The organism is Neobacillus camarae (genome assembly GCF_054950115.1).
In genome coordinates this window covers 373,797-390,003 of sequence record NZ_JBUCKX010000004.1, presented here as the reverse complement: position 1 = coordinate 390,003, position 16,207 = coordinate 373,797, and the positions used below count along the sequence as shown (strand labels likewise).

At 39.8% G+C, this 16,207-nt stretch carries 16 protein-coding genes and 1 pseudogene; 4 read left to right on the top strand and 13 right to left on the bottom strand.

The annotated features are described in order from the left end of the window. Positions 1–23 precede the first annotated feature (23 nt). From ACY8D0_RS23380 to ACY8D0_RS23360, 5 genes are all read right to left on the bottom strand, one after another. Positions 24–803, bottom strand: a complete 780-nt coding sequence (locus ACY8D0_RS23380; protein WP_462412850.1) for an ABC transporter permease — start codon at positions 801–803, stop codon at positions 24–26. Next, the gene (locus tag ACY8D0_RS23375; RefSeq protein WP_462412849.1) at positions 796–1,632 is read right to left on the bottom strand and encodes an ABC transporter permease; all 837 of its coding nucleotides are present in this window, start codon (positions 1,630–1,632) and stop codon (positions 796–798) included. The genes ACY8D0_RS23380 and ACY8D0_RS23375 overlap by 8 nt, the downstream gene beginning before the upstream one ends. Positions 1,633–2,003: 371 nt before the next feature. Continuing rightward, the gene (locus ACY8D0_RS23370; RefSeq protein WP_462412848.1) at positions 2,004–3,434 is read right to left on the bottom strand and encodes a Na+/H+ antiporter NhaC family protein; all 1,431 of its coding nucleotides are present in this window, start codon (positions 3,432–3,434) and stop codon (positions 2,004–2,006) included. A 58-nt stretch (positions 3,435–3,492) separates the two neighbouring features. Then, the gene (locus ACY8D0_RS23365; protein WP_462412847.1) at positions 3,493–4,536 is read right to left on the bottom strand and encodes an aldo/keto reductase; all 1,044 of its coding nucleotides are present in this window, start codon (positions 4,534–4,536) and stop codon (positions 3,493–3,495) included. Beyond that, positions 4,536–4,880: a TIGR04076 family protein gene (locus tag ACY8D0_RS23360; protein ID WP_462412846.1), complete on the bottom strand. Its 345-nt coding sequence runs from the start codon at positions 4,878–4,880 to the stop codon at positions 4,536–4,538. The genes ACY8D0_RS23365 and ACY8D0_RS23360 overlap by 1 nt, the downstream gene beginning before the upstream one ends. A gap of 461 nt (positions 4,881–5,341) precedes the next feature. Here ACY8D0_RS23360 and ACY8D0_RS23355 point away from each other — a divergent pair, with 461 nt between their 5' ends. Further along, positions 5,342–5,938 carry a DUF485 domain-containing protein gene (locus tag ACY8D0_RS23355; RefSeq protein WP_462412845.1) on the top strand — a complete coding sequence of 199 codons (597 nt, stop codon included), beginning with the start codon at positions 5,342–5,344 and terminating at the stop codon, positions 5,936–5,938. A 129-nt stretch (positions 5,939–6,067) separates the two neighbouring features. Here ACY8D0_RS23355 and ACY8D0_RS23350 read toward each other — a convergent pair. The 6 genes and pseudogenes from ACY8D0_RS23350 to ACY8D0_RS23325 form a co-directional block, all read right to left on the bottom strand. Then, positions 6,068–6,826 (bottom strand): annotated as a pseudogene (locus tag ACY8D0_RS23350) (Gfo/Idh/MocA family protein); the annotation flags it as partial. Positions 6,827–7,074: 248 nt separating this feature from the next. Continuing rightward, positions 7,075–8,559: a nuclease/transposase family protein gene (locus tag ACY8D0_RS23345; RefSeq protein WP_462412844.1), complete on the bottom strand. Its 1,485-nt coding sequence runs from the start codon at positions 8,557–8,559 to the stop codon at positions 7,075–7,077. Between the two features lie 16 nt (positions 8,560–8,575). Then, a complete protein-coding gene (gene tnpA / locus ACY8D0_RS23340; RefSeq protein WP_462412843.1) occupies positions 8,576–8,974 on the bottom strand; it encodes an IS200/IS605 family transposase in 399 nt (132 codons plus the stop codon). A 95-nt stretch (positions 8,975–9,069) separates the two neighbouring features. Further along, positions 9,070–9,495, bottom strand: coding sequence for a Gfo/Idh/MocA family oxidoreductase (locus tag ACY8D0_RS23335; RefSeq protein WP_462412842.1), 426 nt, complete (start codon positions 9,493–9,495; stop codon positions 9,070–9,072). Continuing rightward, complete coding sequence (locus ACY8D0_RS23330) at positions 9,482–9,859, bottom strand: Gfo/Idh/MocA family oxidoreductase (protein ID WP_462412841.1); 378 nt, start codon at positions 9,857–9,859, stop codon at positions 9,482–9,484. Before ACY8D0_RS23330 ends, ACY8D0_RS23335 begins: the two co-directional genes overlap by 14 nt. Before the next feature lie 276 nt (positions 9,860–10,135). Next, on the bottom strand, positions 10,136–10,795 hold the full coding sequence (locus ACY8D0_RS23325) for a response regulator transcription factor (RefSeq protein ID WP_462412840.1): 660 nt from the start codon (positions 10,793–10,795) through the stop codon (positions 10,136–10,138). 333 nt (positions 10,796–11,128) lie between these two features. Here ACY8D0_RS23325 and ACY8D0_RS23320 point away from each other — a divergent pair, with 333 nt between their 5' ends. The 3 genes from ACY8D0_RS23320 to ACY8D0_RS23310 all read left to right on the top strand — a co-directional run bounded on the left by ACY8D0_RS23320 (position 11,129) and on the right by ACY8D0_RS23310 (position 13,280). Continuing rightward, a complete protein-coding gene (locus ACY8D0_RS23320; protein ID WP_462412839.1) occupies positions 11,129–11,749 on the top strand; it encodes a hypothetical protein in 621 nt (206 codons plus the stop codon). Positions 11,750–12,099: 350 nt separating this feature from the next. After that, positions 12,100–12,393 (top strand): transposase, encoded by a 294-nt coding sequence (locus ACY8D0_RS23315; RefSeq protein WP_462408624.1) that lies wholly within the window; start codon positions 12,100–12,102, stop codon positions 12,391–12,393. Next, positions 12,390–13,280: an IS3 family transposase gene (locus ACY8D0_RS23310; protein WP_462408623.1), complete on the top strand. Its 891-nt coding sequence runs from the start codon at positions 12,390–12,392 to the stop codon at positions 13,278–13,280. The genes ACY8D0_RS23315 and ACY8D0_RS23310 overlap by 4 nt, the downstream gene beginning before the upstream one ends. 168 nt (positions 13,281–13,448) lie before the next feature. Here the strand turns inward: ACY8D0_RS23310 and ACY8D0_RS23305 are convergent, their stop codons facing one another. Further along, complete coding sequence (locus ACY8D0_RS23305) at positions 13,449–14,648, bottom strand: IS256 family transposase (protein WP_462412838.1); 1,200 nt, start codon at positions 14,646–14,648, stop codon at positions 13,449–13,451. Between the two features lie 169 nt (positions 14,649–14,817). After that, entirely contained in the window at positions 14,818–15,870 is a 1,053-nt protein-coding gene (locus tag ACY8D0_RS23300) for an inorganic phosphate transporter (protein WP_462412837.1), read from the bottom strand. Positions 15,871–16,207 lie beyond the last annotated feature (337 nt).

Sequence of the window (16,207 nt, the reverse complement as noted above, 5' to 3'; positions counted from 1 at the left end):
TCGCTGTTGGATTGTCTCTTTTCCTATGAAATACTGGCTAACCCTAATGTTTTTTCAATAATAAACATTAAAACAATCGTCCCAAGCATCAACACAACGGATAATGCCGAAACCGATGGGTCGTAGTTGTATTCAATATAATTCATTAAGCTGGTTGGCAGCATCGTAACACCCGGTCCGGATAAAAACTGCGAAACCGGGATGTTATTGAAGGAATTAATGAACGCCAGCATGAAGGAGGCAAAAATTCCTGAAGTAATGTTCGGCAGCACAACTTTGATAAATGCCTGTAATTTTGTGCAGCCTAACGTCCACGAAACCTCTTCAATTGAAAAATCCAGCTGCTCAATTGTTGAACCCACTACCCGAATGACATAAGGCAGGCAAACTAAGAAATGCCCTAATAGCAATCCTTGGATAATCGGGAATTGGAACTTAATGACAATAAATTGATACATGGCATATCCCACAACCAAACCAGGAACGATGGTTGGCGAAAGAAAAAAACTCTTAATCCAATTTCGTCCGAACACCTTATGGCGCGCCAAAGAATAGGCAGCTGGAACGCCAATAACCAATGCCAAGAGTGTCGCAAGAAAAGCTACTTTTAAACTGAGAAAAAAGCTGTCCATAAAGGATTCATTGCTAAACACCTTGCCATACCAATCAAAGGTAAAACCTTTAATCGGAAATTGGATGGTTGAATTGGTTCCAAAGGAAGTCACAATAATAATCAGTAAAGGTACTAGCAGGAACGCAAAAACCAGTCCCGCAAAGATTGTTAAACCAACATTTTTACGCACTTGCCTCACCTCTCTTATCCATGCGGCCCGCCACCCAGTTGAATAACTTCATCACGATTAATGTCGCGGCAATCATAATCAAAGCAATGACACTGGCACCTTGCCAGTTACCTAATGCCGTTGCATTTTGATATAAGAAGGTTGCTAACATAATGTTCCGGTTTCCTCCTAATAATTGCGGAGTCGTATAGGCTGTCATACTTCCTGTGAAAACCAAAATACTCCCAACTATAATTCCCGGCACACTTAATGGCAAAATAACCTTCATAAAAGCAACCAAGCGATTTGCGCCTAACGTTTCCGCGGCTTCCATAATTTCCGAATCAATGTTTTCTAATATACCCACTAAAGTAATCACCATTAAAGGTAAGAAGAGATACACAGAGCCAATCACAATGGCGAATTCTGTATAAAGTAATGTAAGCGGCTTTGATATGAACCCGAGGCTCATTAAAGTATGATTCACAATACCTGCTTGTCCTAAAATGGTGATCCATGCAAAACTTCGCACAACCGAATTCGTTAACAACGGAAACAGCGTAATCGACATTAACAGGCCACGCCATTTTTTTGGACTTTTTGAAATATAATAGGCTGTCGGAACTCCTATCAGCACACTAATCAAAGTGGCAATCAGTGAAATCTTTATTGTCCGCCAAAAAATACTAAAATTATATTCATCCAAAAAGAACGAAGTATAATTCGCCAAGGTGAATCCTCCATCAAAGAATGTTGGGAAAATGGCGGAAATAAGTGGTAACACCAAGAATACAATCAAAAGAATCAGTCCTGGAGCCAAGATGATGTAAGGGATTCTTCGTTGTGTCATATCTGGCCTCACTTTCTATTAAAAAAGCATTATTTAATGTTCGTTTTTTCTTCCCTTCGATACCTTTATTATTATAGTTAAATAGAATTTATTTTGCAACAAAAACACGAATATTATTATATGAAATAATAAAATCATTCGTAAATAGATAAATAAAATCAAGTTTATTCTTAGAATAAGGGCATAATCCCACATTTAACAAATGAAGCAATCAAAATGAGAATACTTTATTTTTTGTAAATCACGAACTTCTCTTTGCGTTTTTCGCTCATCGTTCGTGATTTGTTATTTTGAAAAAGCACCTGTCATCTCCTAGCAAAACAAAAAGGCTCTCACCATATGATGAGAGCCTGAATGGGTATCAAGTTTTGCTATTCTTGAGGCTGGCTGACCGCCTTCCCTTCCGCGCCTTCATATTCGCGGCCCCATCCCGTTATGATGGAGAACAATAGAACCAAGAACAACACCATGCAATAAATCATACCGCTGCTGACTTGAGTTAGTAAAAGCGGTGCGACAAAATCATAACCTTTTGACAACAAAGCACCCAGGAATACAAACACACTTAAAAAGGGAATTACCAGTACGATTGCATTAGCAAAACCATCAAGTAGATTGGAACGGCGGTATGGATGCAAACCAACACGTTTGCCAATCTCATTTTGTACTTTTCCAAATGTCGTCATCGATGCACTGGTCACACCACCGAAAATCAAAGTGGTAAACGAAATGCCTAACATCATCGCGATTTCAGCTCCGACAACCGTCTTGCCCATTTTGCTGTTAAGGATGGCATTTGTGACTTTCTCCAGCACTCCCGCACCGTTAAGCACACCCATTATACCGTAAACCGAAATCACCAAGGTGACTGTTGCCATCATGTTGCTGATGCCTCCCGTTAAAAATCCCTTCGGAGCCCCATCGACAACGGATATAACATTATCGAAAGTTAAGAGGTTAAACGACAGGCCAGTTATGGTCCCTAAAACAACACCTATAGTAATAGCTATATAAATATTGCGGGTTTTGACTGATACGATTAACATGACGGCTACCGGAACCAGCATGACCAATGTGGTTGGATTCATGTTCTTGGCAAGGATATCCGCAGCGCCCGCGCCTACCGTACCGCCTCCGCCGAAAATCCAGAACAGAACAAAAGAGATAGTACCTGCGACCAAGGAATATTTTAGCCGGGTAGCAACACAGCCGCCAACCTCAGCAAAACCCTCTTTTTTTGTGTATTCCTGAGTTCCTGCCGAGATGATGGTGGTATCGGATATTGGAGCCAAGTTATCACCAAAAATAGAAGCACTGACGATTGCACCCGCAAGAACAGCAGGATCGCTTCCCAACAATACTCCTGCCGGGTAAAAAATAGGGAAGCAGGTAAACATGGTTCCAATAGATGATCCAGTAGCAGTGGAAATGACACAAACTGCCAAGAATGTAAAGGCGGTAAATAATCCCCCATCTACGCCAAGCAAGCTGGCAAGCCATACGAAACCTGACGAAATATTAGTGGTTTTAATAAGCTCCGAAAACATCCCAATGGCGAACAGGAGGATTAAAATCGGTACAGCTTCCTTTACACCATCATAGACTGAATCCCAGAAGCGATCATAGTTACCTTTTTTTACAAAAACCGCACCCACCATAAGTGCGACGAAGGCGCCCATTGCAAGAGCATACATTTCAAACGCTTTAAAAACGATAAAATACAATATGCAAAAAAACAAAAAAATCACGACGGGAATAAACGCAGCTCCCCAGCCGCCTTTAAATTCAAGTCTCTTATTCATATGGCAACTCCCTCTCCTACACTAAGCTATCTCTCCTAAACTCAACATACACGCTCTCTTATTCTTCATTTAAGTTCATCTTCATAATATCCCGATATTTAGAGCCAATCGTACGCTCTAACTCAAAAGGTTCACCGTCTAATATTGGATAGTTGTCTAAGAATTGCTTTATTTCTTTTATATCGGAAGGTTCGAGTTCGAAAGAAAATATTTGCGCATTTGACTCAACATGCCTGCTATTTCTAACTCCAATAATAGAAGCCCCGACACCTTGTTGGCTCAATATATATTTTGTAGCGACTTGAGCGACATTGACTGAATGCTTTTTAGCTTGCTTTTTCAGCAATGACAATAATTCTTGGTAGCCGTCCCAACCCAAGGTATCCTCAATGACCTGAAAATATTTAACATGTGAACGTGTTTCGGGTTGAATAGTGGTTTGGCCAATCCATTTATCCGCTAATAAACCTCCTGATAACGTACCGTAGCATAGCAGGGATACCCCATTGTCTTTGCAAAAATCTAATAATTCTTTTTCTGGCCGTCTATCAAAAACCGAGTATTGACTCTGACAGGACACAACCGGTATACCGGCATCCACGAGTTCGGCTAAATGCTTCGTATCAAAGTTTGTCACGCCGATATTGCGGATTTTCCCTTTTTCTTTAAGTTTCAACAGGTCTCCTGCTGTCTCAATATAGCCAGGCACATCGTAATCCCACCAATGAAATTGCACAAGATCCAATACATCCTTTTTTTGACGTTTGAGGCTTCTGTCAATTATTTTTTCAGTGTATTGATAATCGACCTCCTTAAGCAAATTGATGTCCGGCACATACTTGGTATGAACCTGAACATCATGTGGCGAAAGGGTGCTCCCGTGTTTTAGCTGCGTTAAGAATTCACCCAGGAATTCTTCAGAACCGGTATAGATATCCGCGCAATCAAATGTTGTGAACCCTTCTTCGACAAGCATATGGAAGGCCTTCATGATATCTAGCTGGTCTAAATGAGTGAAGCTGTGGCCCTCCGATATTTGCCAACAGCCGTTGATCACCCTGCTGATCGTATAATCTTTTGCTAATTCGAATCGTTCTGCCATTATGGTTGATCTCCTTTGTGTATAGGTTCTATTGTGCATTCAGCATGACTAAATTCTTGGGTTCCGATACGGGTTATTTTAAACCTGGCACCACAGTTTGGATCCGGGCAGGCAATGAGGCTGTCAGACAACATCCAGTCATTCACGTGCAATGCTCGCTGCTTTGCAGGGAGTAATGGCAAAATAGCACTTAAGGCGTACATGGAAAATGTATTATTTTCTGGAAAGACAAGGTTTTCTCCTATAACTAAGAAATAGTCGCCTTCCTTATGACTGCATACCATTGGTTTATCTGTAGCTGCAACCTCTACTTTTAAGTTAAATAGCGTAAATTGATCATCCATGGCATCTACTCCTATTCTAAAAAAAAATAAAAAACACTTGTCCTTAAATAATAATTCAAGGACAAGTGTTAACTTGCGGTACCACCTTGTTTGATATGTATCAACATACCCACTCTGCAGAGTGCTCACACACCCTTAGCCCCATAACGCTGGCTTTGCGTCTAAGCTACTAAAAAATTTCGTTCACTTTGCCCTCTGAGGCCCATTTACTGCGACTGCATCTGTCCGGCTTACACCATCCCGGATTCGCTGAGAGACCGTTTAGCAGTTTTACTCCCTCGTCTACGGTTTATAAAAATGTTAGCATCCTGGTTTTCTATTGTCAATATTAATCAAATATTATGATAATTAGGTATACTACCTAACTACCATTCTGAGATGTTGCAAGTACCTTCCATAGCTGTATTCATTTTGTACCTTAACTGATAAAATAGAAACAAACCCTATTAACGGAGGATTTTATGGTTTGGTATTTACTGCTTGTCGGTCTATTTGCTTTTTTAATGGGTTTTTTCAATGTCCCCATTTGGATTATGTTTGGCCTATTGATTGTCGTGCTTGTTTTTATCGTTCTTCGAAACCCGCTTTTATTTGAAAAAGATCCTGAAAAAATGATAGAGCACCTAAAAAAGTCCAAAGCGCCTTATATGCAATTCCTCTATCATTTTCTTCAAGGCGACCTTTCTGCGGCAGAACAAGCGATAGGAAGAATTCGTTCCAAGAAATCAAAACTACACACCGAGTCTATGATCTTAATTGAGCAGCAACAATACAGAAAAGCAAAAGAGCTTCTTACGGAAATGGGCGAACATAAAACTAAGTGGTACGCTTTGGCAGATATCGCCATTAACGAAGGCGACAGTCAAGCATTCAAACAAAATCAAGAAAAGATCACAGATACCTTCTTATTAGAAATGTTGGAAGTCGACCAAGCAGTTTATGATGGAAAAAAGGAAGAGGCGATTGGGCTGCTCGATAACATGATTCCTAAGCTTAAAGGTTATAAATTGCTGACAGCCGCCCAGTATCGAAAGAGAATACTTGAAGGAAGAGTCTGATTGAAAAAATATGCCTGTCACCATCAGAAAAAAATTACTCGTTAAATTATGGGTGGTGATAGGCTGATATTTAAATACCTTCCACTATACTTTTGAATTCTGCTGTATCAATTATAAGAGGAAGTCTATTTAATTTGTTACTGCCTCTGTCCCCGTCTCAATTCTTATCGCTTGATCCTGAGCATCAATACAAAGTTCAGCAGCCTTAAATGCATGTTCTTGAGTCGTCGCATTTTCCGTTCCATTTAAGCAGTCTAAAATAAACTGGCCAAAGAATGGATATCCTACCTTACCGGATAGCTCAAAGTGTTTTTCGCCCTCTTGGTTCACTAAGTACAGATGATTGGAGGTATTGCTGCGAGCGATATCAATATACTTCCTTACTTCTATATAGCCTTCTGTTCCAAGGATTAAGACACGTCCATCTCCCCATGTTCCCAGTCCATCTGGTGTAAACCAATCCACTCGAAAAAAGAAGGTGGCACCATTATCCGCTACAAGGGTCGCATCTCCATAATCCTCAAAGTCTGGATAATCCTTAAAACTATAATTGGCCACTTTACTATGCAATACCTTTGCATCCTTCGCGCCTGCATAATGTAAAAACTGTTCAATTTGGTGACTTCCAATATCACATAGGATTCCTCCATAGTACTTTGGATCAAAAAACCAATCTGGCCGGCCGCTAGGATTTGCACGATGTGGTCCAAAGCCTGTTACTTGAATCACTCGGCCAATGGCTCCCTCTTCGATTAATTGTCCAGCAAATATGGCACTTTCCACATGCAATCGCTCGCTATAGTAGATGCCCCATTTCAAGCCAGTTTCAGCTGTTTTCTGCCGAGCTTTTTTAACCTGCTCCTTTGTTGTGAAAGCAGGTTTATCGCTGACAACTCCCACCGCTAAAGCAGTGGGGTTCTAGGGTATAATGGCAACCACTGCCTAGTGCACTTCTCACCGATACCCTTATCTTTCCTTACGAAAAGAGTTTCTACCGGAGCACTAGTGTACGTTCTCCTAGAACATTAACGGACGTATTGCATTTCGCAAGGCACTTCTCCAAGCAGGCGCTATACCCCTTGTATGCTTGTCGTTCCGCTTCTTTTGGGCGCTGTCACGACCAATCAGGTTTATTATCATGCGACAAACCAACGCAATAGTTTACTAGTTGATTTTTTTAATCGTTCAATCTCTTGAAGATGATAGTTAACAAAGCAATCCCATTGTGAATTGCATAAATCTATGTCTACGGACTGAAGATTTTCTTGGGTGTTGCAGATCAAGAAGGCACTATATAAATCACGTTGGATACGGAAATTCCCAAGGTCATTCCATCGTTCCGAGAGTGACTTTTTCTTATATTCCCCCGATAAATGGTCAAATTGACTGGCCTTTAAAGCATAGGTATCTATTTTCTTGATTGTACGCCCTTGATAACCAAGTTTGCGCTCAATGATGGATAGAAGCATGGCGGGTGCATGATTAGAAATCGAATTTCCATACCTTTTCTTTCGGTTTATTTTCCCATTTCTTTTATTACGGGTTGTTTTCTTCGCCCGCTTTTGCAGCGATTGAAACCTCATGGTTTCCACTCGGATATCAGAACCGAGTGCTAGAATATCGTTCGCCAACTTTTCGTGTGACATTTTCCGACGGACCGCCATTTTTCTGTATAGTTCTTTTCGTTCCCGGCGCATTTTCTCGTAGCTTCTGGAGTAGTTCCACTTTAATTTACCTTTCTTAACCGTGCCATTTTCATTGAAATGTTCCGGATTGGCAGCTCGTTTTGACCTGTCCATTTTCCGTTGAATCCGTCGCAGTTTGGCTCCATCTACCTTACACTCGGGTGCAAGTTCACGAAGCTCTACCCCTTGATTACTACATAGTGCAATGGTTGATGGACCAATGTCAATCCCTACGCGTCTAGTTTCATCATCTGCAATCTTGCGGTTACGTTTTGTTGGAGGATACCCTTCTTGAATGAGTTGGACGAAGTAGCGAATCTTTCGACGCACTTGTCGTTTTAAAATCCTCACATACTTTGTCTTATCCATTAAAGCCAGGTGGGCGTATTCATCTTTGGATTTCGGTACAACCGGGATACATAGCCAACTCTTGGGTTTGGGACGTTTCTTTGTCGGTTTATCACCCCAGAGAATATGGCCATCTGCATACCTCAAGCCCGTTGTATTGGATTTGTTTTCAACAGAAATGTTATCGTCCATTGATTTGAAATGAACTCTTTTGGCTTTTCCAAAATGGAGTCTCTCTACTGTTTGGAACGCTCTTGTGGCCAGTTTTTGTGCTTCAAAGCTTCCGATATTTTCTTTAAACTTCTGTTGGGTAGACTTCACAAAATGGTGCAGTCCGTATTCAGAAAAGCCGTACGATAAACGTATATCTGCGAGGCTCTTATCACGTTCTTTCGACTTGGGTTCATTAAGCAATGTGCGATAGGTTACATCTGCTTTTACGGCTTTGTGTCGTTTTAGAGCTTCACCTAGACAAGTATTGTAGACCATTCTAGCAATCTTCCATTTCTTTTCCAGGCGGTGTTGTTGCCAAACAGGTATGCTTAGAGGAAATTCTATCGTATAAGTAGGTGTACTCTTCCTTGCCATAGGTTACAGCTCCTTTCTAGTCATGTTTTTTCTGGTTTTCTACGTACCGTTTAATGGTTTCACTCGAAACATTCCCTGCGGTAGACACAAAATAGGAACGTGTCCACAAACTCTGCAAGTGTCGGAGGTGTGGGAATTCCTCTCTTAACTTTTTAGATGTCACTCCTTTTATTTTGGCCATTATGTCTGCAGGGCTGAATGTTGGCAATGCATTTAGGAACATGTGCGTATGGTCTTTGTCACATTCTAAAGCAATCACTTCAACGTTTAATGACTCGCATATGTCATGTACCAATTCTTTAAAGCGTTGTTCCACCCTTGAGTCTAGGAAAATTTTCCTTCTGTACCGAGGGCAGAACACAAAATGATAGTTTATTAATGAAACAGTAGTTTTGATTCGTCTGTATTCGTTCATACTTAAATTATATCAATCCCTCCCAAAAACTGCTAAATTCAAGCACAACAAAATAATAAGATTTTCAAATACTTGAAGTACCACAAACCTTTGGTTTACCAGTGGTACTCCGTATTTGACCTCACTTTCATCCCATGTCTAAAGACGGGCTGCGCCCTGCATGGGCTTTCCCGTTCGGAAAATCTGTAATGCTTTACGGAATCTAACACTCTAAGCCCCAGCTCACACCGGTCTACTGGAATACATGCACTTGCAACAAGATGAATCGATGAATTCTGCAGGATTTCCTGTTCAGAGGCTGCTGGCATTGCACTCGAAAATGTCTCGCAAAAAGCAGCTACTTTTTCCGAATCTAGGTCATATACAGCCACTAATTCTCCACCCGCTTCGATTAACCCATTACACATTCCATAGATATGGCCATGATCAAGACCCATTGCCGCAAATTGAAACTCACCTTTTTCTACCACCTTATTGACATTACCTTTAGGTGCATAATTCATTCCGTCATTTTTGCTCAACGTAATCGCCTCCATATATAAATTTTATAGTTTGCGAAATGAATAAAGAATTTAATCCTTCATACTTTCCACCGGTCGTAATCACATTATCTGAAAAGTTTTCCACTATATTTTTCTTTTCATCGAAATGCTTTGCATTTTTAAGAATTCCTTCTCTTGTGAAGGAAGGATCTTCTTTGGTTAACGGCAGTTTTACAGTCTTGCCGGTGTTAGCCGATTGATAGATGGCTGTAATCAATTCCAGTGTTTGCAGCCCCTGAATACCATCAACCAGAACTTCCTTTTCCCCATTTATAGCTAGAAGGACGTTATGAATTTGTCCTGTATGACCTTCATAAGGGATTGGCAGCTCTGCATCATACACTTTTTGAATCTCTGCTTCTAATTCTGGATGATCTACCGTTGGATTTGGAGATTATTCGACATTCTTTAAGGCATATCAAAAAATTACTGGCTTGTCTCCCAAAAAATATAATAGACAGTAATTGGCCATTTAGAAAAGCTACAGTTGATAGAGCTACTACCAAATTGATATATTCGAGGGGGTCAGTATTACCCAAGTAATGATTGTAAACGTAATGACTTTTGAATCGATTTAGCCATAAAAAATGAGGCCCTCCTTTTGGAAAGCCCCAGCGCTTTAGCGTTGATCCCGTGGCAGCAAGCATTCATCCATTGCCTTCATGACGGCCTCGGAACGGTTCTTCACCTCTAATTTCGAATAGATGCTCGAAATATAATTTTTGACCGTGCCCAACGATAAAAACAGTCTCTCGGCAATTGCCTTATTTTGCAGCCCCTGCGACAAATACCGAAGCACTTTCAATTCCTGTTGGCTCAAATCATAAGGATTATCCCCAATATCTTGCCCTTCCTTCGAATCAACGGCCAAACTTTGGAAAACCTCTTTAGCCAAATGCTGTGGGACAAGTGAACCGCCATGGTGGATTAACTCGATCCCCTTAATTAAAAACGGAGGGTCAACCGCTTTGAGGATATATCCTTCTGCACCAGCATTCAAAGCAATGCGTACATAATGAATATCTTCAAAGGTTGTTAGGATGATAACCTTTGAGTCCGGCCATCTTTCTTTTATGATTTTTGTGGCTTCAACACCATCCATTTCAGGCATTTGAATATCCATTAGGATGATATCCGGCAACTCCTGCTCACAATTTTTGATTGCCATCTGCCCGTTTTCTGCTAATGAGATGACTTTAAAGTCTGCCATGCTCTCTAAAACAATTTTTAAACTTTTTCGAATTAATTCCTGATCTTCCACAATCATGATCGTGATCATCTTTTTTTCACCTCTCCCGCGAGCGGGACGATGCAGGTTACCAAACGTCCCTTTTTTGGATCCAATTTGAAAACTTCCGTCAACTGTCCTCATCCGCTCTTTCTCGGAAAAATAAGCATACTGAGGAACCTCGGTCTCTTTTCTATATTATGGTATCTTTGGAATAGAACCGTCAATAAATAATGGTAAATCCTCCCCACAAGAATTAAGACATGCTTTAGTCAAAAAAGGTCAAATTAATGATTGACTTTATCAAGCGTAGGGTGTATAACAAAACTGTAGAAGGTCAAAGTTAGTCAAGGTCAAACAATTCACTTTTAGGAGGTATTTCATATGTTCCCATTTTTTAATAAGGACTTCTTCAAATCCATGTTGGATGTTCAAAAAGAATTGGAAATGAAGGCCCCAAATGGCGTTGTTTACCGATTTTCAACCAACGCCATCGATGAAAAAACGTTCGATAGCTTTCGAAAAAAACTAGAAGAAGCAGCTACAAATAAGGACCAATCTGCATTTGACCAAGCTTGGAATGAATTAACTGCTCAGAATCAGTTGTTACCCAATATCGAAAACGAATTTAAAATGCTTCAGGATCATGTTCAACAATTCTTCCGAGAAACAAGTCCATTCTTTAACAATGGTTTCTCTTTATTAAAAGATTCACTTTTCACAGAACCTAAAACATTATCGGAAGAATCAATTGATAAACAGATTCAACAATATCAACAAAAAATTGAAGAACTTCAAAACAAGAAAAATAATATGGATACGGAAAAAAGAAAACTGCAAGTCAAGGAAAAAATCACCAGTAAGAAAAGAAGCATCGATGCGAAATTGGATGAATTTGCGAAAAACCTTGATAATGATGAAATGAAGAAAAAGCTGACAGATGAAATGACAAGCTTAAATAAAGAAATTAAACAACTAGAAGACGAGTTACAAAAGTTACAATAAACAAGAAGGCCTTCTATAAACTAGAAGGCCTTTTTGTTTAGGGTCTGCGGAAAATCTTGTGTAAGTATTATTTGACAATCTTCGCAAGGCAAGAATAAATAGGTATAAAAAAACATCGTTTGTCAAAAATAATATTGGCTTTTACCATAAAACAGGATAGGGCAATGCAGAAGTGCAACCTGAGCGGTTTTATGGATTTTACCCTAAAACGGACGGACTTAGTGCGGTCCGTTTTTTTGTCCGTTTTAGGGAAAACAAAAGCGATAAACTGAGGTTAGTCTTAAAAGTGGACACGTTAAAATGAGATTTAGTTTATAATACAATCATCATTAATAAGGGACGTGTTCACTATGGGTAAGCACCATACTCAAGAATACAGGGATTATGTTTGTAAATTAATTGTTGAAGAAGGCAGGAAAGCTACAGATGTCGCATACGAGCTTGAAATATCCACTAAGACGATTAGCCGGTGGGTGACAGTTTATAGAGCGAAAATAAATGCTGGGAAGACAAGTGAGAACTATATTACACCCACAGAACTAGAAAAACTAAAAAAGCAACATGAGAAAGAGCTTCAACAGTTAAAAGAGGAGAATGAAATTCTAAAAAAGGCCATGCACATCTTCACGAAAAACCAAGCGTGATTTATAAATTTATTCAAGCCCACTCTGATGAACACACTGTGGCGAAGATGTGCAAAGTTCTTAAAGTATCATCAAGTGGCTACTATAAATGGGTCAAAAATCTGAACAATCCTCTTTCTGAGAAGGAGGACTATCGTTTAGAGCTCCAGCAGAAGATTAGTAAGTCCTATCATGAAAGTTTTGGAACGTACGGTAGTCCTAGAGTGCATTCTGATCTTCTGGACTGGGGATATATCATTTCCCAAAAAACGGTCGCTCGAATGATGAAAGAAATGGGATTAAAAGCCATTCCAACAGAAAAGTTTGTGGTTACTACGGATTCCAATCATGACTTAAATATTTATCCTAACCTTTTAGATCGCCAATTCAACGTAAAGGAGCCTAATCAAGCCTGGGTAGCTGATATTACGTATATTTGGACACTTGAAGGATGGGTTTATTTATCATCGGTCATGGATTTATTTTCTAGAAAAATTGTAGGGTGGAGTATGGCTTCACACATGAAGAAAGAGTTATCCATTCAAGCGTTAAATATGGCGATTGTTTCAAGGCAGCCTGGAGAAGGCTTAATTCATCACTCGGATCGTGGTTCTCAGTATTGTTCGCATGATTATGTTGATATTTTGAAAGAGAAAAAATTGCAAATCAGTATGAGTAAAAAAGGCGACCCGTACGATAATGCTTGTATTGAATCGTTTCACGCAACTATCAAGAAAGAGCTAATTTACAGGAGACGCTTTACTACAAGGGCTGAAGCTATAAAAGCCATTAATTATTATATTAGTGGTTTTTATAACGAAAGACGAAAGCATTCGACCTTAGGAAACCAATCACCGAATCAATTCGAGAGAAGTCACCAACAAAATGAAGTAGAAAAAATCTCGTAATATAGCCATTTGGTGTTAGAAATAGTCAATCATGTTTTTCGATTGACTACTTCTAATACGGACCAAACGAAGTGCGGTAGTGGTTTTGTTTAATAATGTCTCAAATTTTATTGTCCACTTTCTTGACAGAAGACCAAAACTTCAGGGGTTTGGGGACAGAGTCCCCAATTATGATGTTTGGTTCAGAATCTCAAGCTGATTTAAAATCATATCCCAGTTTCGATAACGCATGGTCCATTTTTTCGAAATGTTTTGAGATGCCAAGTAAAGCATTTTTCTTAAGCTATCATCAGTTGGAAAAATAGACCTGGTTTTTGTTACTTTTCTAAATTGACGGTGAAGTCCTTCAATAATATTCGTAGTATATATTATTTTCCTAATTTCCTGCGGATATGCGAAAAAGGTAGCTAAAATATCCCAATTTTCCTCCCATGACCTAACCGCAGAGGGATATTCTTTGCCCCATTTATCCTTAAATTCAATGAGTCTTTCTAAAGCAGACTCTTCGTTAATTGAAGAATATATTTTTTTAAGGTCAGCGACAAACTCTTTTAAATGTTTATAAGAAACATATTTGGTACTTGAACGGATTTGATGAATGATACAACGCTGAATACCGGCAAAAGGATACACAGCTTGGATGGCCTCTTTAAGCCCTGAAAGCCCATCCACACAGAAAAGATTGACCGTTTTGACTCCTCTGGTTTTCAAATCATTCAACACGCCTAACCAAAACTTACTACTCTCGTTTGCCCCAACCCAGATGCCAAGAATTTCTTTATACCCTTCATTATTGATTCCTAGAACAACATATGCTGCTTTCGAAACAATTTGATGATTATCTCGAATTTTATAATGAATGGCATCCATGAAAATAAAAGGATAATAGGCTTCAAGTGCTCGATTTTGCCACTCGTTCACTTGTGGCATAATTTTCTCACTGATTTTACTAACTAACTCGGAGGAAATCTCAATATTATAGAGATCTTTGACCTGTTCCTGGATATCTCTTGTGGACATGCCATGAGCGTATAGTGACAGTATTTTATCTTCCATTCCGTCGGTATTCCTTTGATATTTGTCCAAGATTTGTGGCTCGTACGAGCCCTTTCTGTCCCGAGGAACATTTACTTCCACTTCGCCAAATTGTGTTTTTAATTTCCTTTTGGTTGATCCGTTTCTGTAATTGTTAGGTTCATTACCACGACGTTGGTGTTTTTCGTATCCTAGCTGCTCTTCAATTTCACATTGGAGCACTTCCTCTAGGATATCTGCAAACATTTCTTTAATGGTATCCATGATTTGATTGGTGCTTGTGAACTTCTGTTCCTTTATGATTTCTTTGATCAATTCCTTTGGAATTTTCATGTCGAAAAATCCTCCTTAGCAAGTATTATTTATCCTAATTCTTGCCAGGGAGGATTGATAACAAACTTATTTACACCACTTTTTCCGCACTGTCCCCAAATAAAAAAACATCTGTCACATTTTGTGAAACGGATGTCTTCATGATATTTCGGTGTCGTTATTTCCCTTTTTAAAAAGCCCAGATGAACAGCTTTGCGATTAAGAACCCGACCAATCCACAGCAGGGGAATGTCAGCACCCAGGTCAGGACCATTTCACGAACAATGCCTAGATTGATATTCCTGACGTGCCTTGCAGCTCCAACGCCCATAATGGCAGTTGTTTTTGTATGTGTTGTGGAAACCGGTATCCCACTGGCAGTTGAAAGAAATAGACATATAACCCCAGCCAAATCTGCAGAAAACCCCTGATATTTTTCCAGCTTGACCATATCCATGCCTACAGACTTGATAATGCGACAGCCGCCAATAGATGTGCCAAGCCCCATAACTGCTGCACAAAGTACCATGAGCCATATTGGAATGATCACTTCGGCGGTTTTCGTCTGACCCTTTGCAAGAAACATTCCAAGTAAGAATACACTAATAAATTTTTGACCGTCCTGTGCACCATGCATAAAAGCCATGCCAGCTGCGGACAAAATTTGAGCTTTCCCAAAAAACCTGCTCGTTTTGTAATGATCCATACCCCTGCAGAAAAGTTCAACCAGCTTCACCACCACAGATCCCAACACAAATCCCAGCGCGGTGGAAAGTATTAACCCATAGAGAACCTTGACCCACTCATTGCCATTAATTCCAGAGAATCCTCCCTGTAATGCAATGGCCGCTCCTGAAAGCCCGGCAATTAACGCGTGACTCTCACTTGTTGGAATTCCAAATATCCATGCTGCTGTTGCCCAAAGTACAATCGCTGTCAATGCTGCACATAACGCAACCAATGCATCATTGACATTGCCGTGAAAATCAACCATATTGTAAATGGTCTCTGCCACTTTTTGAGTTACGATGGTCATGGTAATGACACCAAATAAATTAAATACTGCCGCCATGAAAATGGCTGAACCCAGCCGCATGGCACGTGTGGAAACACAGGTGGCGATTGCGTTAGGAGCATCCGTCCACCCATTGACAATGATTACAGCCAATGTAAGTACTGTCGTGATGATTAATGCCGGATATAGGCATAATTCAGAAATGAAATCCAAGAAAGTTATTTCCATATGATTCGACCTCCGTTCAAGCACAATTTCCATTGTGCCGTCCGAATTGCAAGCATCATCATCATCTTCCTTCGGTTCAATTTTCATTTTTCCGAGTTATGATTCTGTTTTGCCCGATCGTGTCGATCAAATGAAAAGCTAACCTTGATTCCTGAATATAGCCTAATATCGTTATGGGTAACCAGGAAGGCTATTTGAAAATAGTAATATTAAGTAAATTTGCTTCTACCAAAATTATACCATATATCCGCCACACAACTATGAATATTCCAATAAATGCATCGAATAGCTTTCACATTACTTTCGAAAAAAATTATTCAAGTGGAACTGATATTCA